At 66.1% G+C, this 20,849-nt stretch carries 17 protein-coding genes; 8 read left to right on the forward strand and 9 right to left on the reverse strand.

The genetic code is table 11. The features are described from left to right. Positions 1–36: 36 nt before the first annotated feature. Positions 37–813, reverse strand: a complete 777-nt coding sequence (locus FIU85_RS05040) for a gamma-glutamyl-gamma-aminobutyrate hydrolase family protein (protein WP_152496082.1) — start codon at positions 811–813, stop codon at positions 37–39. Between the two features lie 298 nt (positions 814–1,111). Between FIU85_RS05040 and pepN the strand changes: the two genes are divergently transcribed. Both pepN and FIU85_RS05050 read left to right on the forward strand, forming a co-directional pair. Beyond that, a complete protein-coding gene (pepN, locus tag FIU85_RS05045) occupies positions 1,112–3,664 on the forward strand; it encodes an aminopeptidase N (RefSeq protein WP_152496083.1) in 2,553 nt (850 codons plus the stop codon). 354 nt (positions 3,665–4,018) lie between these two features. After that, positions 4,019–4,549, forward strand: coding sequence for a hypothetical protein (locus FIU85_RS05050; RefSeq protein ID WP_152496084.1), 531 nt, complete (start codon positions 4,019–4,021; stop codon positions 4,547–4,549). A 6-nt stretch (positions 4,550–4,555) separates the two neighbouring features. On the opposite strand, the gene FIU85_RS05055 is transcribed toward FIU85_RS05050, so the two are convergent. Continuing rightward, positions 4,556–5,392, reverse strand: coding sequence for a transglycosylase SLT domain-containing protein (locus FIU85_RS05055; RefSeq protein WP_216648892.1), 837 nt, complete (start codon positions 5,390–5,392; stop codon positions 4,556–4,558). Positions 5,393–5,533: 141 nt separating this feature from the next. Between FIU85_RS05055 and FIU85_RS05060 the strand changes: the two genes are divergently transcribed. Beyond that, positions 5,534–6,841 (forward strand): hypothetical protein, encoded by a 1,308-nt coding sequence (locus FIU85_RS05060; RefSeq protein WP_152496085.1) that lies wholly within the window; start codon positions 5,534–5,536, stop codon positions 6,839–6,841. 451 nt (positions 6,842–7,292) lie between these two features. Here FIU85_RS05060 and FIU85_RS21915 read toward each other — a convergent pair whose 3' ends face one another. From FIU85_RS21915 to FIU85_RS05070, 3 genes are all read right to left on the reverse strand, one after another. Further along, positions 7,293–7,733, reverse strand: a complete 441-nt coding sequence (locus FIU85_RS21915) for a hypothetical protein (RefSeq protein WP_172978799.1) — start codon at positions 7,731–7,733, stop codon at positions 7,293–7,295. Positions 7,734–8,131: 398 nt separating this feature from the next. After that, on the reverse strand, positions 8,132–9,367 hold the full coding sequence (locus FIU85_RS05065) for a DUF2235 domain-containing protein (RefSeq protein ID WP_152496086.1): 1,236 nt from the start codon (positions 9,365–9,367) through the stop codon (positions 8,132–8,134). A gap of 119 nt (positions 9,368–9,486) precedes the next feature. Then, on the reverse strand, positions 9,487–10,638 hold the full coding sequence (locus FIU85_RS05070) for an AraC family transcriptional regulator (protein WP_152496087.1): 1,152 nt from the start codon (positions 10,636–10,638) through the stop codon (positions 9,487–9,489). On the opposite strand from FIU85_RS05070, the gene FIU85_RS05075 reads away from it, so the two are divergent. Continuing rightward, on the forward strand, positions 10,628–11,128 hold the full coding sequence (locus FIU85_RS05075) for a regulator (RefSeq protein ID WP_152496088.1): 501 nt from the start codon (positions 10,628–10,630) through the stop codon (positions 11,126–11,128). The genes FIU85_RS05070 and FIU85_RS05075 overlap by 11 nt on opposite strands. Before the next feature lie 100 nt (positions 11,129–11,228). Further along, positions 11,229–12,740 (forward strand): Asp-tRNA(Asn)/Glu-tRNA(Gln) amidotransferase subunit GatB, encoded by a 1,512-nt coding sequence (gatB, locus tag FIU85_RS05080; RefSeq protein WP_152496089.1) that lies wholly within the window; start codon positions 11,229–11,231, stop codon positions 12,738–12,740. A gap of 73 nt (positions 12,741–12,813) precedes the next feature. Here the strand turns inward: gatB and FIU85_RS05085 are convergent, their stop codons facing one another. Continuing rightward, on the reverse strand, positions 12,814–13,680 hold the full coding sequence (locus tag FIU85_RS05085) for a GYF domain-containing protein (RefSeq protein WP_172978800.1): 867 nt from the start codon (positions 13,678–13,680) through the stop codon (positions 12,814–12,816). 35 nt (positions 13,681–13,715) lie between these two features. Further along, positions 13,716–14,384 (reverse strand): DUF4339 domain-containing protein, encoded by a 669-nt coding sequence (locus FIU85_RS05090; RefSeq protein ID WP_172978801.1) that lies wholly within the window; start codon positions 14,382–14,384, stop codon positions 13,716–13,718. Positions 14,385–14,561: 177 nt separating this feature from the next. Between FIU85_RS05090 and FIU85_RS05095 the strand changes: the two genes are divergently transcribed. Further along, a complete protein-coding gene (locus FIU85_RS05095) occupies positions 14,562–16,490 on the forward strand; it encodes a DUF4344 domain-containing metallopeptidase (RefSeq protein ID WP_152496092.1) in 1,929 nt (642 codons plus the stop codon). Positions 16,491–16,535: 45 nt separating this feature from the next. Here the strand turns inward: FIU85_RS05095 and FIU85_RS05100 are convergent, their stop codons facing one another. Further along, complete coding sequence (locus FIU85_RS05100) at positions 16,536–17,018, reverse strand: thioesterase family protein (protein ID WP_152496093.1); 483 nt, start codon at positions 17,016–17,018, stop codon at positions 16,536–16,538. Positions 17,019–17,113: 95 nt separating this feature from the next. On the opposite strand from FIU85_RS05100, the gene FIU85_RS05105 reads away from it, so the two are divergent. Further along, the gene (locus FIU85_RS05105) at positions 17,114–17,842 is read left to right on the forward strand and encodes a FadR/GntR family transcriptional regulator (RefSeq protein WP_152491777.1); all 729 of its coding nucleotides are present in this window, start codon (positions 17,114–17,116) and stop codon (positions 17,840–17,842) included. A gap of 183 nt (positions 17,843–18,025) precedes the next feature. Here FIU85_RS05105 and FIU85_RS05110 read toward each other — a convergent pair whose 3' ends face one another. After that, positions 18,026–19,297 carry an ABC transporter substrate-binding protein gene (locus tag FIU85_RS05110; protein ID WP_152496094.1) on the reverse strand — a complete coding sequence of 424 codons (1,272 nt, stop codon included), beginning with the start codon at positions 19,295–19,297 and terminating at the stop codon, positions 18,026–18,028. A 166-nt stretch (positions 19,298–19,463) separates the two neighbouring features. Here FIU85_RS05110 and FIU85_RS05115 point away from each other — a divergent pair, with 166 nt between their 5' ends. Continuing rightward, positions 19,464–20,810, forward strand: a complete 1,347-nt coding sequence (locus FIU85_RS05115) for an NAD(P)-binding domain-containing protein (protein WP_152496095.1) — start codon at positions 19,464–19,466, stop codon at positions 20,808–20,810. Positions 20,811–20,849: the final 39 nt, after the last annotated feature.

Below are 20,849 nucleotides of genomic sequence, written 5' to 3' on the forward strand. Positions count from 1 at the left end.
GGGGGTGCCGCCCGGTGCGTCTTCACGCCGTCCCGTTCACGCCAGGCGCAGCGCGGGGCCACGCGCGCCCGCCTGCCATTTGCGGGCGGCATCGCCCAGCGCCTCGAACAGGCAGCGGCTGACCGGGTCGTTCGCGGCGTTCCATTCCGGGTGCCATTGCACCGCCAGCGCGAACCCCGGCGCACCGTCGATATAGACGGCCTCTGGCGTGCCGTCATGCGCGTGGCCGTCAACCACGATACCCTTGCCCGGCTTGACGATGCCCTGACCGTGCAGCGTGTTGGTCATCACCTTGTCCGACCCCATCAGCCGATGGAAAACGCCGCCCTCGGAAAACGTGACCTCGTGGCGCAGCGCGAATTTCTCCTCCAGCGTGCCGTCGGGCGGCATCCGGTGGTTGTCGCGCCCGGGCAAGTCGCGGATCTCGGGATGCAGCGTGCCGCCCAGCGCCACGTTCACCTCTTGGAAGCCACGGCAGATCCCCAAGATCGGCTGCCCTTGCGCCACGCAGGCCCGCACCAGCGGCAGGGTCAGCGCATCGCGCTCACGGTCGAACGCGCCATGCGCCTCGGTGGGCGCCTCGCCATATTCCTCGGGATGGATATTGGGCCGCCCGCCGGTCAGCACGAACCCGTCGCAGATCGCCATCAATTCCTCGACGCTCACCAGCGCGGGATCGCTCGCCACCAGCATCGGAATGCAGTCCGACACCTCCGACACCGCTTCCGAGTTCATCCGCCCCACCGCGTGCACGGGATAGCGGTCGTCGATGGCGTAGCTGTTGCCGATAATGCCGATCACGGGGCGCGTCATGTGTGTCCTTCGTCTGCTGCGGTTGCGACTTTAGGATAATATCACCAACGAATAAGAAAACCTCAACAGGCGCACAAGCGGGACTGCAAATTTGCCGCCCTGTTAACCCTTTCCCAAGCCCCCTCGCCTAGTTTCAGGGCGCAGGCGGAGGCACCGCACCTGTCGGGGCGCCACATTGCATCCCGGGGCCCCAGGGGACCGGGGGCGTCCGTCTGCACCTGCCTCCCGTTTCCACGTTGCCTCCCCTTTCGCATCGCCCTACCCTCCGCACGAACCTTCCCAGACGGAGAGACACGCGATGAAAGACGCCGCCCCCCAGCCGATCTATCTGGCCGACTATACGCCCCCCGCGCATCTGGTCGATCATGTCTCGCTCACCTTCCGTCTCGACCCGGAAAAGACCCGCGTCATCAGCAAGATCGCCTTCCGCCCCAATCCCGACGGGCCCGGCGGCCCCCTGCGCCTCGACGGCGAGGATCTGACCCTGATCGCCGCCCGCATCGACGGCACCGAGGTCACGCCGGAGGTCACACCCCGCGGCCTCACCGTCGCCGCCCCCGACGCCCCCTTCACGTTCGAGGCCGAGGTCGAGATCGCACCCATCCGCAACACCGCCCTCGAAGGTCTCTACATGTCGAACGGCATGTACTGCACCCAGTGCGAGGCCGAGGGTTTTCGCAAGATCACCTATTACCCCGACCGCCCCGACGTGATGGCCACGTTCGACGTCCGCATCGAAAGCGACGAGAAAATAAAGCTCTCCAACGGCAACCCCGGCGACGCGGGCGACGGCTTTGCCGAATGGCACGACCCCTGGCCCAAGCCCGCCTATCTCTTCGCGCTGGTGGCGGGCGACCTCATTAACCACCCCGACACGTTCACCACGAAATGCGGGCGCAAGGTCGAGCTCAACATCTGGGTCCGCCCCGGCGACGAGCACAAATGCGCCTTCGGCATGGAGGCGCTCAAGAAGTCCATGAAATGGGACGAAGACGTCTATGGCCGCGAATACGACCTCGACGTTTTCAACATCGTCGCGGTCGACGATTTCAACATGGGCGCGATGGAAAACAAGGGGCTGAACATCTTCAACTCCTCCGCCGTGCTGGCCAGCCCCGAAACCTCGACCGACATGAATTTCGAGCGGATCGAGGCGATCATCGCGCATGAATATTTCCACAACTGGACCGGCAACCGCATCACCTGCCGCGACTGGTTCCAGCTTTGCTTGAAGGAAGGCCTCACCGTCTTCCGCGACGCCCAGTTCACCGCCGACATGCGGTCCGAGCCTGTCAAGCGCATCGACGACGTCATCACCCTACGCGCCCGACAGTTCCGCGAGGATAACGGCCCACTCGCGCACCCCGTCCGCCCCGCCAGCTTTGTCGAGATCAACAATTTCTACACCGCCACCGTCTACGAAAAAGGCGCCGAGCTGATCGGGATGCTGAAAACCCTCGTCGGCGACGCGGCCTATTACCAAGCCCTCGACCTCTATTTCACCCGTCATGACGGCGACGCCGCCACGATCGAGGACTGGCTCAAGGTGTTCGAGGACACCACCGGCCGCGACCTCTCCCAGTTCAAGCGCTGGTACGAGGACGCGGGCACCCCGCGCGTCTCGGTCACCGACGATTTCTCGGGCGGCACCTACATCCTCACCTTCGAGCAGCACACACCCCCCACCCCGGGACAGGACGACAAGCCGCCCCGCGTCATCCCCATCGCCGTGGGTCTGCTGTCGCCCAACGGCGACGAGGTGCAGCCCACCAAGGTGCTCGAAATGACCGAAGCCAAGCAAAGCTTCACCTTCGACGGCCTTTCGTCGAAACCCATCCCCTCCATCCTCCGCGGCTTCTCCGCACCCGTCATCATCGACCGCGAGACAACCAACGACGAACGCGCCTTCCTGCTCGCCCACGACACCGACCCCTTCAACAAGTGGGAAGCGGGCCGCGACCTTGCCCGCGACGCCCTCGTCGCCATGATCCGCGACGGCGCCGCGCCGGACGAGGCCTATATCGACGCCGTGCACACCATGGCCCGCGACGACAGCCTCGACCCGGCCTTCCGTGCCCTCGCCCTCGGCCTGCCCAGCCAGGACGACCTTGCACAGACGCTTTTCGACACCGGCACCACCCCCGACCCGCAGGCCATCTGGGACGCCATCGAGACCCTGCGCCACGCCCGCGCCGAGCGGATGCAGGACACCGCCACGCGGCTCTATGCCCAGTTCCAGGTGTCCGAGCCCTACCGGCCCGACGCCGCACAATCCGGCGCCCGGTCGCTGGCCAACGCCGCCCTCAGCCTGATCAACCGGCTCGACGGCGGCGCGCAGGCACAGAAACAGTTCGATGTCGCCGACAACATGACGCAACAGCTTGCCGCCTTCTCCTGCCTGCTTCAGGCCGGCAAGGGCGCGGCGGCCACGCAATCCTTCTACACCCAGTGGCAGAACGACCGCCTGGTGATCGACAAGTGGTTCATGATGCAGGTCGTCCACGCCGCCCCCGAAGACGCCGCAGCCACGGCGGCCCACCTCACAGAACACCCTGATTTCACGATGAAAAATCCCAACCGCTTCCGCGCCACGCTGGGCGCGCTCACCATGAACGCGGCGGGCTTTCACCACGTCTCGGGCGCAGGCTACGACCTTCTGGCCGACTGGCTGATCCGGCTCGACCCCCTCAACCCGCAAACCACCGCGCGGATGTGCTCGGCCTTCGAGACCTGGCGGCGCTACGACGAGACCCGCCAGGGTCTCATCACGTCCCAGCTCGACCGCATCCTGTCGACGCCCAACCTCAGCCCCGACACCACCGAAATGGTGACCCGCATCCGCGGCAGCTAAATTCGGGGTGCATCCCACTCGGCGCGGAATCAAGGCGCGGCAAGCCGCGCCGCCGCGCCATCGACGGGCCGCCACCACGGCACGTCGATTGGTCAACGTCAGCGCGCCGTTCAGAGGTTTTGCGGGACCTCAAAGATAAAGTGCATCCGCTCCAGCGTTGGTTCGACGCACCGCGGCCCGTCAATGGCCCGGCTCGGCATCCGGTCCACCGAACTGTTCCCCCCAACGCACTTGGATTAGAACCCTTTTCGGCCACACCGCGACTGACAGATCAAGCGGCTCCGCAAAACGCCGTTGCGCCGCCGTGCGGGGGCCGCTTATCTGATCGCAGTTTGTCGCAAGGGATTTCCAAGTATGCACATCATTCTCGGCCTGATCGGCCTCGCCACGGCGGCCTATTTCCTTGTGATCCGCGCCCGCAACGCCGCGCATGTCGCCTCCGACCTCTCCGACTTGGCCCGCGACGTGCGCTCCGCCGCCCGCCGCTTCGGCTTCAAGCGCCAGACCAACATCCACCCGGTCGAGACCATCGAGGACCCCAACCTCGCCATCGCCGCCCTCGGCACAGCCTTCGTGGAAATGGACGACCTGCCAACGAAGGAGCAGCGCGACGCGCTCAATGCCGCCTTGCGCGAGCAGTTGCAGATGTGCGCCTCCGACGCCGACGAGGCGCTGATCCTCGGCCACTGGTTCGTCTCCGAATGCCACGGCCCGGAAACCGCCGTACCGCGCCTCGGCCGCAAGCTCTACAAGCTTGACGGTCAGGCCAGCTTCGAGCCGCTCCTGTCGGTCGTCACCGCCACGGCACAGGCTGGAACGGGCGATCTCAACGCCAAACAGCGCGAGGCGCTCGACGAGATCCGCCGCGCCTTCCGCATCAAATGATCGGGACTATTCGCTGACGGGAATCGGCTGCGGCTCGGGCGCGGCATCCGCCGCCGCCGGCACCTCCTGCGCCTCGGGCGTCTCCGCCTCCGGCGCGCGACCCACGACATCGGGCAGGTCCTGCACCGCGGGTTCGACCCCGATCGCCTCGGGCTCGGGCGCGGGCAGCGTGCGCACCACCACCAGGTCGTCGGGCCGCAGCCGCGGACGCACGGTGCTCATCGGCTTGCAATAGGTCTGCCGCCGCGTCCACGCCATCATGTCGCGCCGCTTGCTGCCGCTGTGCAGCGGCCCCCAATCGGCCGCCACGCCGCGCATCCCCCGCGACACCACGCCGTCCCGCGTCACTGTCTTGGCCATGATCCGGATCGCGCAGCTCAGGTTCGTCGGCCCGTGCTTCAGCTCCCCCCCGCTCCGGCCGCGACACCCGTAAAGCCTTGCCGTTGCGGGCAAAATCTGCGTCAGCCCGTACCACCGCCCGCCGCCGCCCACGGCGCGGGACCGATAGGTGCTCTCGTGCTTGACCAGCGCCGACAGGAACCCCACCCAGAAGGCCCGTCGCTGCGCCGGGCTGGCATCGGGATAGGCCGGGCACCACTCCTCGATGTCGCGCGGCACCATGTCGGTCAGGGGCTTGCCGTGATCCTTCAGCGCCGCCAGCGCCGCGCGGGTCCACAGGCGCGATCCGCCCACATGTTCCCACCGCGTGCGCGGCACATTGCCGTCGCGCGCGGGCGGCGACACCCGTGTCACCACTCCGTCCCTCAGCACCACGCCGTCCTCCTCGGCCGCGGCAAGTGACTGAAAGCACAGGCATATCACAAGGGCAGCGAACCTGAGCATCGGCGCAGTCTGCCCGGAACCCCGCGCCAAGGCAAGACTATTGAGACCATGGGCAATTTCCCTCTTGTCTCCGCGTCCCTGCCGCTTTTTGGCCGGATTGCCCTGTCACAAAGGTCCCGACATTACGAGCAGGCCGAAGGTATGGCACGACAGTCCCGACATGACGGCGCGCAAGGCGGCGCGCCCCTCCCCCCGTCCACCAAGCCGCCCCGCGGCCTGCGCAAGTGGTTCGCCGCGCGCAGCGCGCCCTCCCGCCCGGGCCCGGCGCCGCGCCGCTCGACCGAGGATATCGATTCGCTGGCCAAGCGCATCATCGTGCCCTCGCTGCCGGTCTCGGACGAGGAAATGGCCCGCGCCACCCACCAGGATCGCGGCCAGAAACTCGCCCGACAGGAAGCGTGGCAGGCCCTGTCGGACAAGATCCAGTACGCCGATCACACCCGTCTGGCCACTCCGGGCGGCGAAACCGCCTCGCTGCTGCTGGCCCAGGGCGCGCGCGGCGATATCGTCGCCGCCGCCGAGGATTCGCTGCATGACGGCCAGCCCCCGGCGCCCGAGGCCATCGAGGCGCTGGAAGAAGTGCTCGACGAGATGCCGGGCGACTACCCCACGGCCCTCGTCGTGGCGCTGGCGCATATCGACATCGCCTGGGCCTGGCGCAACATCGCCGCCCGCGACGATCCCGCCACCGCGGCCCGCGCCATTGCCGGCCATATCGCCAGCGCCGACGCCATCCTGGAACCCTATGACGGCCCCGTCATCGACTCGCCCTCGATCGCCGCCGCCCGCTGCGCCCTCATTGCCGCCTGCGACAAGCGCGGCCGCCGCGTGGCCGAGGAATACGGGGCCCTGATCGCGCTCGATCCCGACGGCCACCGCCATATCCGCGCGCTTGGCCGCCACATCCTGCCGCCCTATGCCGGTGGCGTGAAGGCGCTCGAGGTCGCCGCCCGCCGCGTCGCCGCCCGCACCCAGGACACCTGGGGCGCCGGCGCCTACACCTGGGCCTATCTCGACGCCCTGGCGCTCGAGCCGCGCGCGCTCGACCTGCTCGAACCGGGCTTTTTCGTCGAGGGGCTGCGCGACATCCTCGCCCGCAAGGACGACCAGCACGTGATCAACTTACTGGCCGCCTTCTGCGCCATCGCCATGGCGCCCGGCGCGGGCGACCGGGTGCTGTCGCCCCATGCCGACCGCACGCGGGCCGAGATCCACGACTGCGTCGACTGGATTCTCGAACATCACCTGCAGGAACTGCATCCGCTGATCTGGTCGCAGACCCTGCTGATGCCGGGCCACGCGCCGCTTCTGCCGTCGCGCCGCGCGCTCATTGCCAAGGGCCGCCAGACCGCCCTGCGCATCATTGCCGCCCGCTTCGCCGGCCATATCGCCGACGGCTCCTCGCTCGCCTTCTCGCGCCAGGGCATGTACCGCCTGCCCGCGCTGTGAGCCACAAAGCGCTTGCGCGGAACAAGGGCGAAGCCCGCCGCGCATCGCCGTCGGAAAACAACGTCCACTTCGTCCGCAATTTGGCCATTCATCTTTATCGCAGCGAATGTACGGTTTGAGCCCACTTTACCTAATGCCGCACTGCGCACGAGTGTCCGGTTCTCAAGAGGTGGCCAGAAACGTGACAAAATCAAACTGGGTTTCGCCAAGGGTTTGCGTCACAAGATTTTCCATCAGTTCGGTGAACCAACGGTCAGTGACAAAAAAGACCGTTTTGACGAATTGGTTCTGGCCGAGGGTTTATGTCGGGTGCGCGGACGAAACGGTCATCCACACCCCGTTGTCGTTTGAAAAGCGCCCCTACGTTCTGGGTGTAGGCTGATGGGCGAGGGGCGCCCAAAACGTATGGCGCTTTTCCGCGTTACTCCGGAGCATCTAGCGGCCTGAGCGCTCAGGGATCGGTGGTGCGCAGGCCCACTATCTCCACGAATCCCCACTTGTTTACCTCGTTTAGCGCGAAGTCCCGAAGGTCGGTTTCGTGCCAAGCCACAGCTGCCAGATCGCACAAGCCGGACGCCGTGGCCTGAAAAACATTAATCACGCTTTGCTGTGTTGTGATGGGGCCGTGTCTCCTTACTAACCATCCAGCGGCGTGATCCGGGTGGCCAGAATTCTCGGGCGACCAGTCTCCACTGACACATACTGGATAACCCTTTGCGATATCCTCAGCCGAGAGATTCTTTTTCGACTCGTAGGTATAGTATCGCCACTCAGCGCCCGTTTCTTCAGAACTTGCGTAGCTTGAGAAACATAAAAAGCCTGCCGTCACTACGCAGAATATATTTCGCATAATATACTTTCCCCCAAACAGATGTGCGCCGATTTCGCTCACGAGAGCAATTCCGCAATCCACTGTCAAGATATCATGAGCCGGAACGCCGCGAATCGCCTGTGCGTTAAGCGTCCGTAAGCGGTCGATTACAACCGTTTGTGCCACCCAGAGTTACGTCAAAGCTGACCTCGGCGCAGCCGCAGCGAAAGCTAACAATGTCCCGCAAAGCCGTATTTGCTGCCCGCAACGAATGTCTGGTCGAGCCCTTGTACGCCATCTGCATCGCCCCCCAGCCGGTTAACAGCCGCGAAGCGGCCCGGCCATCGTCAGCCCCTCCCCTGGGCTGGCGATTTGGCTGAGGCTGGGCGCAACAATCATTCCGAGGATGTATTTGGCAGGCATAAAGTGCTTCACAATGCCCGTCGGATCGCCACCCCAGGGGCTGACGATGGCCTCCGTCAGGCGTCCCCCTCCACCTCACCCACCACCACGTGATCCTCGGGAATGTTCGGCTGCGGATAATCCGCCTTCGTCCCACGCCGGACAAAGACCGAGCCATGCACCCGCGCGCCCTGAGGAATATGCCGGTACTCGCAGAGCGGCAGGTAGAACCCCAGGAACGTCCTGCGCCGGCTCAGGCTGTAGCGCGTCTTGTAGAACGGCAGGAATTCGACCACCTTCCAGCCCCACGTCATCGACTCGTTGGGCCGCGCCAGCGGATCGGGCGCCACATAGCGCCCCTCCGTATCCTCTCCCAGAACCAGCCGCCGCACCGTCGGTTCCTTGAACATCACCCCCAAGGGACGCAGCTCGTCGATCATCCAGGCCAGCGGAAATTTCGCCAACTGGCTGCGCTTTTCGGGATAGCCGCCGCCCACGTCCCCATGCACACCCGAGAACCACACCTCGTTCACGTCCTGCGGCGCGATCTTGCGCTCGTCTTGGGGCCGGAACGCGCTGCCCCAGTACTCGCCGCCCCCGGGCCAGGGTGTCGGCAGGTACATCGTGCGCCGCTCGTCGATCGCCAGCGCGTGGCGCACCGACCGCACGGACGGGTTCTCGGACACATGCGCATGGTTGCGGATCCGCGGCAGCCGCGCGCTCCATTCGATCACCGACCCCACCGTATCGAACAGGCCCAGCGCCCGGATCGCCGGCCGCCGCGGCCGCAGCATCCGCTCGAACAGCCGCACCTCGGCAAAGGGGTTGCGCTCGGGCTCGCGCGCATCGGTCACGTCCCGCCCCGTCGCCTGCCCGATATTCTTGTAGGCCCGGTAGGCATAGTTCAGCAGGTTCAGGTTGCGCGCCTCGATCAGCCCCAGCGCATGGATGAACCCCGCCAGGACCCGCGCAGTATAGGCCCCCCGGCTAAACCCGATGATATAGATGCGGTCCGGCGCCTCGTCCGCCACGTTCTCGCGCGTGCCGTCATCGTAATGCTCCACCAGGAAGCGGTACGCCTCCTTCACGTTGGCATCCAGCCCCCAGCCGGTGATCAGGCCCCAGATCTCCACCGCCCTGCGCCAGAAGCTCAGCCAGGCATTCTCGGCCCCGAAAGTCCCCACCCCGGGATCGTAGAACACAAGCTGGTCCTCGTCCTTCTTCAGGCAGCCATAAAGCCGCAGGATATTGGTCCGGTTGCGGGCAATCTCGTTCGACGTCCCGTCGCACAGCAGGATGATGTTCTTGGGCATGGCAAAGGCCTTTCTAGAAATGACGTGTCGCCGGAAAACCCGGCACAACCATAAAGCAATGCCATCATCCTACCCCTCAACCCCTCCGGTTGCCAAGCGCGCCGCCCGCAGCCGTCCCCTCACTGCGGCCGACGCAGCCGCCCGGCGGCGGCCCGGGCGCGGACCTCCGATGGCGTCGTCCCGGTCCAACGGCGGAACGCGCGGCTGAAATGCGCCGCGTCGCTGTAGCCCAGCCGCTGCGCGATATCGGTCAGCGGCACGACCCCCGCGCGCACCATCTCCAGGGCGCGATCCCGCAACATCCCGTCCAGCACGCCGCGGAACGACACCCCCTCGCGGTCCAGGACGCGCTGCAGCGACCGCCGGCTCATGCCCAGCTTGCCCGCCGCCCAGTCGATGCGCGGCTGCCCCTCCAGCAGCGCGATCGCCGCCAACGCCGCCACCTCGCCGGCCGGCCCCCGCGCCAGCGGCAGCTCCGGCCCCCCGCCGCCCTCGGCCCTGCGGGTCTGCGGACCGGGCGCCGCCAGCAGCGACAGGTCGAACTCCACCGCCGAGACCCGCGCGCCATGCCGCACCGGCGCGCCGAAGACCCGTTCCAGCGCCGCCGCCTCCGCCCGTCCGGCGCAGGTCGCGTGCACCATCGCCGGCCGCCAGCCCGGCCCGGCATAAAAGCGCACCGCGTCGATCAGATAGCTCACGCCCAACAATTCGTTCTGGAACCGCCCGTCCCCGCCCGGATCGAGAAACCCGATCGACCAGCAGGCCCGGTCCCCGCGCACCCGCAATGTCAGGTCCGTCGCCGTCTGCAGGTATCGGTTGAGGCACCGGTTCGCCCGGTCGATCGACCCCGCCAGGGTCGGCGCTTCCCCGATCCACCGGCCGAAGTCGCTCAGCTTCGCGGCTTTAACCTCGCGCCCCAAAGTCGCGCCAAAGAACGCATCGCCGGTTTCACGCCCCGCGGCACTCAGCACCCGGAACTGCTCCTGCAGGGGGAGCGCCATCTCGGGATTGTCCAGCAGCGCCAGCGGCAGGTCGACGCTGCGAAAGACCCGTTCGATCGAACCGCCCCGCCCCTCGACGACCTCGGCGATCGGCCCCAACGCACTTGCCCGTGTATAGCCCCGCATCCGCCGCGCCTCCCCGCGCCGCGCCGGGGCCACCGCGCGCCCGGCTTCGGCAGCAAACAGCCCCTGGCACCGATTGGCAAGCGTCGCCGCCCAGCGCCGTGCTATCCTGCCGGCATTTCCACCGGAGAACAGAATGACCGACACCAACCTCAGCCGGCCCCCGACCCCATCGGCGCCCGCCGCCGGCCTTCTCGACCAGTCCAACGTCACCTGGAACACGCTCGAAGGGTTTGACCACGTCTGGTATCACATCCTGAAAGTGGACCCGGACGCGAAAACCGTCGACCTGCTGCTCAAGTTCGCGGCCAACCAGCGCATCCTGCTGCACCGGCACCACGCCGATTACAGCACCCTCATCCTGCAGGGAGAGCTGCGCCTCTACGACGCCTCCGGCACCCTGACCGAGATCCGCCCCACCCTCAGCTTCGTCGAAAAACCGGCCGGCGGCCCGCCGCACAGCGAGGGTGGCGGCGACATCGACTGCATCGCGTGGTTCAGCAATCGCGGCACCGACGGCATGATCTACGAGATCCTCGGCCCCGACCTCGAAACCGTCGCCACCCTCGGCCTGCCCGATTTCCACGCCCTCTGGCTGGCCCAGGTGCCGCCCGTGCAGCCCTCGCATCCCGATTGACGCGCCGTTCCCCGTCACGGGCCAAAGGCTCAGACGCCCTTGCCCGCGCGCCCGCTCTGGCCTAGAACCGCGCTGATACCTTGAACGGAGCGCGCACCCCATGCTGGACCTGACCTATGAGACCCCGAAACCCAAGGTGATCGCCGGGGCGAAACAGGACTGGGAACTCGTCATCGGGATGGAGGTCCACGCGCAGGTGGCCTCCAACGCCAAGCTCTTCTCCGGCGCCTCCACCCGCTTCGGCGCCGAGCCCAATTCCAACGTCGCTTTCGTCGACGCCGCCATGCCGGGGATGCTGCCCGTCATCAACGAATTCTGCGTCGAACAGGCGGTGCGCACCGGCCTCGGCCTCAAGGCGCAGATCAACCTCAAATCCGCCTTCGACCGCAAGAACTACTTCTATCCCGACCTGCCGCAGGGCTACCAGATCTCCCAGCTTTACGAGCCGCTGGTGGGCGAAGGCGAAATACTCGTGGACATGGAGCCGGGCATCGCGCGGCTGGTGCGGATCGAACGCATCCACATGGAACAGGACGCGGGCAAGTCGATCCACGACATGGACCCCGCCATGTCCTTCGTCGACCTCAACCGCACCGGCGTGTGCCTGATGGAAATCGTCAGCCGCCCGGATATCCGCGGCCCCGAAGAGGCCGCCGCCTATGTCGGCAAGCTGCGCCAGATCCTGCGCTATCTCGGCACGTGTGATGGCAACATGCAGAACGGCAACCTGCGGGCGGATGTCAACGTCTCCATCTGTCAGCCCGGCGCGTATGAGAAATACCGCGAAACCGGCGATTTCTCGCATCTCGGCACCCGCTGCGAGATCAAGAACATGAACTCCATGCGCTTCATCCAGATGGCCATCGATTTTGAGGCCCGCCGCCAGATCGCCATTGTCGAGGGTGGCGGCACTGTCGATCAGGAAACCCGCCTGTACGACCCGGACAAGAACGAAACCCGCTCGATGCGCTCCAAGGAAGAGGCGCATGACTACCGCTACTTCCCCGATCCCGACCTCCTGCCGCTGGAGATCGAACAGGGCTGGATCGACGATATCGCCGCGTCCCTGCCCGAACTGCCCGACGAGAAAAAGGCCCGCTTCGTCAAGGATTTCGGCCTGTCGGAATATGACGCCAACGTCCTGACCGCCGAGCACGAGAACGCCGCCTTCTTCGAGGAGGCCGCCGCGGGCCGCGACGGCAAGCTGACCGCCAACTGGGTCATCAACGAGCTTTTCGGCCGCCTGAAAAAGGACGACCACGACATCACCGACAGCCCCGTGTCACCGGCACAACTGGGCGGCATCGTCGACCTCATCGCCTCCGACGCCATTTCCGGCAAGATCGCCAAGGACCTCTTCGAGATCGTCTATACCGAGGGCGGCGACCCCGCGCAGATCGTCGAAGAGCGCGGCATGAAACAGGTGACCGATACAGGCGCCATCGAAACCGCCGTGGACCAGATCATCGCCGACAACCCCGCCCAGGTGGAAAAGGCCAAGGTCAATCCCAAGCTCGCCGGCTGGTTCGTCGGCCAGGTGATGAAGGCCACGGGCGGCAAGGCCAACCCCAAGGCCGTCAACGAGATCGTCGCCCAAAAACTCGGGCTGTAAGCGACCAGAATTTTCGTACGAAAATTCTCAAGCCCAGAAAATTCGCACGAATTTTCTGGGCGCCCCGTTCACATCACTCCGCGTTGAACTGCTGCGGCTGCTGGCCCTGCTGCATCTGTCCCGCCGGCACGGTCTGGAACCCCGCCGCCTTCCAGGCCTCGATCCCGCCGCGATACCAAAGCACGTTGGTATACCCGAGGTTGATCGCCCTGAGCGACGCGTTGTAGGACATCCAGCATTCCACCGACAAACAGTAGAACACCAGCGGGGTGTCGGTCTTGCCCTGCGTCAGCTGGGTCAGGAACTGCCCCATCTGCTGTTGGGTCTGGTCCTGGAAACTGCCCGCCTGCGAGGCGCCCACCGCGGGGATCGCCCCCGGCAGCGTCTCGTTGCCGCCCAGCACGTCAAAGAGCGCATAGGGCATCTGCCGCTGGACCATCTCCGTCAGCCCCTTGGTGGTGATCAGCTGACCTCCGGGGATGGAATTGGGCGTGGGTCCGTGCATCGCCCCGCTGTGCAGCTGGTTCGTCGCCGGAACGCCCATGTCGCGCCGCTCCTGCTCGGCCAGCGCATCCAGCTGCGGGTTCCCGGTCGGCTGGGTGGTCGGGGTGTTGGTGGGCTGCGTTGTCGGTTGCGTCTCCGGCAAGGTGGGCGGCTGGTCGGGCGGCGTCTGCGTCGCCTGCCAAAGCCCCTGAAGCGCGGGCACGCTGCCCGCCTGCGTCCAGTCGGCCATGCCATTGGCCCAGACCAGCGTGGTTTGCTGCAACGCGCCGCTCTGCGCCTTGGCCGCCAGCTGCTCCATCGAATAGGGTCCGCCCTGCTGGCCGTTTTCCACCACGTAGAACGGGTCCGACTGCGCCGCCGCCGCCAGCGGCAGCACCGCCAGCATCAGCCCCGCCAGCATCAACCCCGTCGCAATCCTCATCGCCAGTCGTCTCATGAACATTTTCCTCTCCCATAAAAATCCAAGCACATCTAGATCTTGCGCCGCGACACCGTGCCTTGCGCGTCGCGGATGGTATTGTCGTCGATCACCTCGAACTCCGCCGGCGGCACCTCGGTCCGCTCGACCCGGTCGGCCCCGGCCGGATCGCCGCTCGGCAGGGTCATGACCAGCGGCGCGGCAAAGACGATCTCGAAACGGTCCGGCGCCTTGCGCGTCACGCTATAGCCGCCCTCCGACGCAAGCCTCATGGCCCGCGCCGCGCCGGCCGCGTCGGTCAGGTCGACCTGCCCGGTGAAACTGTAGGTGCCATCGGCGCGAAAGACCGTCTCGCCGGTGGCCACGCCCCGGCCCAGGCCCGGCAGTTCGGTCGTGACCGGCTCCGACGTCCAGGTGCCCTGCACGAACCGGCCGAAATCGCGCTCCTTCGGAATCGGCGGCAGGGCGGGGTCGAACAGCGCGCCCACCTCCGGCACCTCCGCCGCCGGCTGCCACGCCGCCATGCCGGTCGTCCAGACCGGCGTGTCGCGCCTGAGCCGCCCCATCAACATCCGGGTGCGCAGCTCGTCGATGAAATACGGGCCCGCCTCCCGGCCCGCATGCGCCATGTAATATTCCGTCCGCTCCGCTTGCGCGCGGGCCGCCTCCGGCCCGGCGAGACCGGCAAGGCCCGTAAACAGGAAAGCGATCAACAGGCGCAAGACGGTCCCCCCGCGGTTTCGCGCGGCCCCGGCGCCGCGCTGCATCAGACCGACTATCGCGCCCCGGCGCAGCCGCGTCCTCACCCAATTGGGTGAAGCCGCCAGACCGCCTTTTCGGGTTTACTGTCCGTCAACCACCAGCGGCCCGCCGCACAGACCTATCAGGGGGAGGCCTCCGTGCCACGTTCTCGTCTTCCATACCTTACCGGCGTGCTTGCCTGCGCCCTCGTTCTTGCCCTGCCGCTGCCCGGCCACGCGCAATCGCCGCTCGATCCGCATCTGGGCCCGCTTTCCGGCGTCGTCGAGACCGGGCGGGACGACCCCTGGACCGTCGGCACCGAAGGCGGCTGGGCCACGTTCCGCAACACCAGCGATCCCGGTGACGTGCGCTATTACTGGACCGAATTGACCGACATGGCCGATACCGATTTCTCGGTCGCCGTGACGCTCTTTGCCCAGTCGGACGAGCCCGCGCCGATGCATGCCGGCATGATCTTCAATTACGAGGCCGCCGACAGCTACTTCGCCGTCAGCATTGCCAGCGACGGAACCCCGTTCGTGATCGTGCGCAACGCCGACGGCTTCAATCCGCAGCCGCTCGACACCACTTCCGCGCAGCTCGACGGCAGCGATGTCCTCAGGCTCGAGGTCGAAGGCACCGATGTCCACGCGACGCTGAACGGCGACACGCTGATCAACGCCAGCTTCGGCGGCCCGGTGTCGCGCCGCACCGGGATCATCACCTATGGCACCGGCGTCGCGGGCTTTACCGGCCTCACGGTCGAGCCGATCCGGACCGCAAGCCCGCTGCCGACACCGGGCGGCGACACCCCCCTGCCCACGCCCGGCGGCGACGACGATGGCCCGCCCACCCCGCCTGCAAATGACGGCGGCGACGGTCCTCCTCCCATTCCCAACACCGGCGGTGACGGACCTCCACCCATCCCCAATACCGGCGGCGACGGACCTCCACCCATCCCCAATACCGGCGGTGACGGACCTCCACCCATCCCCAATACCGGCGGCGACGGCCCTCCGCCCATCCCCAATACCGGCGGCGACGGCCCTCCACCCATCCCCAATACCGGCGGCGACGGCCCGCCACCCATTCCCAATACCGGCGGCGACGGCCCGCCACCCATTCCCAATACCGGCGGCGACGGCCCGCCACCCATTCCCAATACCGGCGGTGACGGACCTCCGCCCATTCCCAATACCGGCGGCGACGGACCTCCGCCCATTCCCAACACCGGCGGCGGCGGCCCTCCCCCCATCCCCGGCCAGCAGGAAGGCGGACAGCAGACACCCGGCACGTCCCCGATTGCCGGCCTCACCGCGGACCAGGCCCAGCGCCGCATGGGCGTCGCCCTCGGCATCTTCCTGCACGAGATGGCGCACGCCGTGATCGGCGAAACCGACCTGCCGGCCACCGGCCCCGAGGAAGACACCGCCGACAGCTTCTCGGCCTTCGCGATGGCCAGCGTGATGGAAGGCGCCACACCCCAGACCGCCGAGTACATCACCGGCATCATCAGCAGCTCGACGCTGTTGTGGTACTACTCCGCCAAGGCGCTCGAACAGCACCAGGTCACCCATGACTGGCAGGACGAGCACGCGCCCGACATCAAGCGCTTCCGCAACTCCTTCTGCATCATCTACGGCTCCGAGCCGCAGGTCTTCGACCCGCTCGCCAACAAGGTCGACTTCACCGACCGCTCCCGCCAGCGCTGCGCCCAGGAATACCAGACCAAGTTCGAAGCCTGGGAAGAATTGCTGGCCCTGCGCGGCCGCAACCTCGGCCCCGACCTGCCCGGCCGCTTCCCCGCCAACCAACCCGGCGGCAAGATCAACCTCGTTTTCCAGCCGACGCAGACGGACTACGGCCGCACCACCGAGGCGCTGATGAAATTCAACGATCTGATCCCGACGCTGTTGCGGGTCTTCGAGGAGTATTTCGTCTGGCCCCGCGACCTGACCGTCACCTTCCGCGATTGCGAGGAAATCAACGCCTGGTACAACCCGAACGATAGCTCGGTGACGATGTGCTACTCGGCGATCGAATTCTACGAGACCTTCCTGGCAAGGGGTCTCACGTCGGGCAACTGAACGGAATGCGGTGCCGCTCCGTGGGGGAGGAAAGGCGCGTTGCGCCTAACGCCGGCGCCGCAATCCCATGCCGCGTCCCGCCGTTTCGGGGCGCGGCAGTTTCCCGTGCTGCTCGGCCACCTGCCGCAGGCGCGCCAGGATCGCCTCGGGCATCGGCGCTACCTTCGGTCCCGACTGGTCCACATGCAGCGCGATCCCCTCGCCCGTCGCCACCACGGTGCCATCTTCGCGGATCAGCTCCTGGTAGCTGTGAAACCGCTTCTCGTCATGGTCGAGGATGCGGAACGCAGCCTGCACCCGGTCGCCCAGCTTCAGCTCGCGCAGGTAACGCACGTGAAACTCGGCAGTGTAGGTGGTGCAGCCGCTGGCGTCGCGATACTCCGGCCCGAACCCGATCTCGGCATAGGCCTCGTCGGCGGCGCGGTCGAACAGGACGGTGTAATACCCCATGTTCATATGCTGGTTATAATCGATCCATTCCGCCTCGACGGCGTGAAAGCTGGACATCAGGGGCGCAGGCTCGGTCATGGAAGATGACATAGCATGGGCCCTGGGCGCATGACCACGCTTTACGCGCCCACCAGACCAATTTATACCAGTTACACCGAAATTGGTCTGGTCCGATGAGCACAGAAACCCAAGACACCGCCCCCGAACTGCGCCTCGCCCATCCGGTCGGCGCCACCGTGCAGATCGTCGTCGACACGCTCTTCGCGCGCATCAAGTCCGAGGAATACCCCCGCGACACCCGCCTGCCGTCCGAACGCACGCTCGCCGCAGAACTGGGCGTCGCCCGCAACACCGTGCGCGAGGCGCTCGACGTGCTCGAAGGCCAGGAGGTGATCCGCCGCCGCCCCGGCGCCGGCAGCTTCGTCACCTACCGCTCCACGCCCCAGGCCGCCCCCTCGCCCGATTCCGTCGCCGGCGAGACCAGCCCCCTCGACCACCTCGTCGTGCGCGGCATCCTCGAGCCCGAAATCGTCCGGCTGGCAGTGGTGAACATGACCCCGCGGATGCTGACCGCGCTGTCAGAAACCCTGTCGCGGATCGAGACTGTCACCACCGATATCGACGCCTTCATCGCGCTCGAGGAACAGCTCTACCTGCAGATCGCCGAAGGCACCGGCAACGCCCTTCTGGCCTCCTGCTACCGGCTGGCCATCGACACCTACCGCGAAAGCTATCGCACCCGCCTGCGCCGCCGCGCGCTCACGCCGCGCCGGATGCAGGACTACCAGAAACGCTACAACACGCTCTACAACGCCATCGCCTCGCGCGATGTCGGCCAGGCGGTGGAGTTCATCAAGCTGCATCTCGTCGAGGAACAAAAACTGCTTCTTCAGGATGATTGACGCGCATTAACCCCGGTTAACGCAAGGCCAAGACTTTTCAGAAAAGTCTTGGCAAAAGCCTTCAAAAGGCTTTTGCACCGCACGCCCCGTCAATCTGCCAAATCAGCAAAAAACGCACCGTCGGAATACCACCCGGATACCGACGAAATACCGACACGCCGACTCGGCCCGATTCGCCCGCGTTTACCCTTCAGTCGCACCCTCGCCCTGCACCACGCGCGCCCCCAGCGCCAGCACCCGCTCATAGGACAGCCGCTGCTGCCACATCTGCCCCAGGTCCTGCATCTCCGCCCGCAACAGATCCTCGTGCCGCCGCAGCCATCCCGGCACCGACCCGAACGCCACGACCCTGGCCCGCCCCTCCTCGATACGCACCACCGGCCAGTCGCCCACCAGCGCGTTGTCGATCCCGAACATCTCCGTGCCCCACCACTCGGCGGGACCGAAAGCATGTGTGACTTCGCCCAGCTGTTTCATCGCCGCCAGCACGCTTGCCGGCGCCACGCTGTCGGCCTTTTCGACCGCGGCGTGCCAGATATCCAGGATCGCCGCGTATTCCCAACTCACGGCCGTCCAGCTGTCGGGATAGGCGGCGTTGTATTCCTCGTAGAACGCATGCGGCCGGTTGAAGAAGAACGCCTTCTCGCTCAGCGCCGGATCGTCGAAATCGGGGAACTGGAACACCACGCCTTCCATGAACTCCGCGCCCAGCTTCTCCACCAGGTGACCGTAATGATCGCAGGTGCAGGACAGGATTTGGCCTTTGAATCCCTTGGCATGTGCATATTCCGTCATCGCGTGCACCATTGGCGTATAGCTCGTGCACCAGCACAGGACATCGGGGTTCGCGGCCAGCATCGGCCCCACCACGTTCTCCGCCGGTGCGCCTTCCGCGGGGTACTGCACCTCGTGCACGATCTCGACCCCCGCCGCCTTGAACGCCGCGCGGTAGGTGGCCAGCGACGGCAGGCCCATGCCGTCCTGCTGCGCGCAAAGCGCGACGGTCTTCAGCTCCGGATGCCGCTGCGTCAGCCACTCCACTCCCGTGACCACGTAAACCGGATGCACCTCCGACGGCGCAATGAGGTAAGGCGCGTCCGGCGACAGGTCCGAGGGCAGCAGGGTCGAGGTCAGGATGCGCCTGTCCATCAGGTCCTGCCCCACCGCGCGATAGGCGTCGCCGCCCAGCATCATCATCAGCTTGATGTCGTGGTCGCGCATGAGCGCCTGCGCCCCCTCGCGCGCCGCGTCAGCACTTTCTCCACTGTCATATGAGTGAATGCGGATCGGATAACGCCGCCCCCCGATCAGCACCCCGCCCGCGTTGTTCAGCCACCGCTCCCAGATGCGGCAGCCCTGCAATCCGGGCAGCCCCCAGCTTTCCGCCTGCCCCGACAACGGCGCCAGGAAACCGATATCCACCGTGCGCGCCATGCCCACCGACAGGCGCGGCATCACCCCCGAAAGGGCCAATCTCTGAGCAAAACTTGATGTTTCCGCGGCCACCGCACGCTCCCTTAAGGAATCCTTGACAGACTGGTCCAGTCTTTGGCTTAGTAAAAGGAACCAAAAGAACCAAAGTCAATAATTGGTCCACACCAATCTAGGGAGATAAGATACAATGGCCAAGAAAAGAGTTGCCGTCATCGGCGCGGGACCGTCCGGACTGGCGCAATTGCGCGCCTTCCAATCCGCCGCCGACAAGGGCGCCGAGATCCCCGACATCGTCTGCTACGAAAAGCAGAGCGACTGGGGCGGTCTCTGGAACTACACCTGGCGCACCGGCGTCGGCGCGGATGGCGAGCCCTGCCACGGCTCGATGTACCGCTACCTGTGGTCCAACGGCCCCAAGGAAGGGCTCGAGTTCGCCGATTACACGTTCGACGAACATTTCGGCAAGGAAATCGCCAGCTACCCGCCCCGCGCCGTGCTCTTCGACTATATCGAGGGCCGGGTGAAAAAGGCCGGCGTGCGCGACTGGATCCGCTTCAACAACGTGGTCCGCGACGTGCGCTACGACGACAAGACCGAGAAATTCACCGTCACCGCCCGCGACTCCAGCTCCGACACCGAAACCGAGGAAGAGTACGACCACGTCATCGTCGCCACCGGCCACTTCTCCACGCCCAACGTGCCCCACTACCCGGGCTTCGACACGTTCAACGGCCGCATCCTGCACGCCCACGATTTCCGCGATGCCCGCGAGTTCGAGGGCAAGGACATCCTGCTGATGGGCGCGTCCTACTCGGCCGAGGATATCGGTTCGCAATGCTGGAAATACGGCGCCAATTCGATCACCACCTGCTATCGCTCCGGCCCCATGGGCTATGACTGGCCCGACAATTGGGACGAGGTGCCGGCACTGGAGAAGGTCGAGGGCAAGACCGCCCATTTCTCCGATGGCCACACCCGCGAGGTCGACGCGATCATCCTGTGCACCGGCTACAAGCACCACTTCCCCTTCCTGCCCGACGACCTGCGCCTGAAAACCGCGAACCGCCTGGCGGCGGACGACCTCTACAAGGGCGTCGTCTGGATCGAAAATCCCCGTATGTTCTACCTCGGGATGCAGGACCAGTGGTTCACCTTCAACATGTTCGACGCTCAGGCCTGGTGGGTCCGCGACTGCATCCTGGGCCGCATCGCCCTGCCGGACACCGCGACGATGGAGGCCGACTGGAAAAAGCGCCAGGCCGACGAGGACGCGCTCGAGGACGATTACGCCTGCATCCGCTACCAGGGCGACTATACCGAGGAGCTGATGGCCGAAACCGACTATCCCGGCTTCGATGTCGAGATGGCCTGCCAGCAGTTCTACGCCTGGAAGAAGCACAAGAAGAAGGACATCATGGCCTTCCGCGACCACGGCTATGTCTCGCCCATGACAGGCAAGCAGGCGCCCGCGCACCACACGGCGTGGAAAGATGCGCTGGACGACAGCCTGGAAAGCTACCTGCAAACCAGCTGAACCGATTACACGCCGGCCCGCCATGCCGCGGGCCGGCGC

Origin of the sequence: Roseovarius sp. THAF8 (assembly GCF_009363735.1) — a bacterium.
Classification (GTDB): Bacteria; Pseudomonadota; Alphaproteobacteria; order Rhodobacterales; family Rhodobacteraceae; genus Roseovarius.

What these genes read in the sequence shown, in the direction of transcription:
- FIU85_RS05100 (WP_152496093.1), bottom strand. Translation starts at nt 17,018, where the DNA reads ATGACCGAGCCTGCGCCCCTGATGTCCAGCTTTCACGCCGTCGAGGCG.
- FIU85_RS05055 (WP_216648892.1), bottom strand. Translation starts at nt 5,392, where the DNA reads ATGCTCAGGTTCGCTGCCCTTGTGATATGCCTGTGCTTTCAGTCACTT.
- pepN (WP_152496083.1), top strand. Translation starts at nt 1,112, where the DNA reads ATGAAAGACGCCGCCCCCCAGCCGATCTATCTGGCCGACTATACGCCC.
- FIU85_RS05110 (WP_152496094.1), bottom strand. Translation starts at nt 19,297, where the DNA reads ATGCCGCGCCTGTCGGTGGGCATGGCGCGCACGGTGGATATCGGTTTC.
- FIU85_RS05040 (WP_152496082.1), bottom strand. Translation starts at nt 813, where the DNA reads ATGACGCGCCCCGTGATCGGCATTATCGGCAACAGCTACGCCATCGAC.
- gatB (WP_152496089.1), top strand. Translation starts at nt 11,229, where the DNA reads ATGCTGGACCTGACCTATGAGACCCCGAAACCCAAGGTGATCGCCGGG.
- FIU85_RS05060 (WP_152496085.1), top strand. Translation starts at nt 5,534, where the DNA reads ATGGCACGACAGTCCCGACATGACGGCGCGCAAGGCGGCGCGCCCCTC.
- FIU85_RS05065 (WP_152496086.1), bottom strand. Translation starts at nt 9,367, where the DNA reads ATGCCCAAGAACATCATCCTGCTGTGCGACGGGACGTCGAACGAGATT.
- FIU85_RS05075 (WP_152496088.1), top strand. Translation starts at nt 10,628, where the DNA reads ATGACCGACACCAACCTCAGCCGGCCCCCGACCCCATCGGCGCCCGCC.
- FIU85_RS05050 (WP_152496084.1), top strand. Translation starts at nt 4,019, where the DNA reads ATGCACATCATTCTCGGCCTGATCGGCCTCGCCACGGCGGCCTATTTC.
- FIU85_RS05115 (WP_152496095.1), top strand. Translation starts at nt 19,464, where the DNA reads ATGGCCAAGAAAAGAGTTGCCGTCATCGGCGCGGGACCGTCCGGACTG.
- FIU85_RS05105 (WP_152491777.1), top strand. Translation starts at nt 17,114, where the DNA reads ATGAGCACAGAAACCCAAGACACCGCCCCCGAACTGCGCCTCGCCCAT.
- FIU85_RS05085 (WP_172978800.1), bottom strand. Translation starts at nt 13,680, where the DNA reads ATGAGACGACTGGCGATGAGGATTGCGACGGGGTTGATGCTGGCGGGG.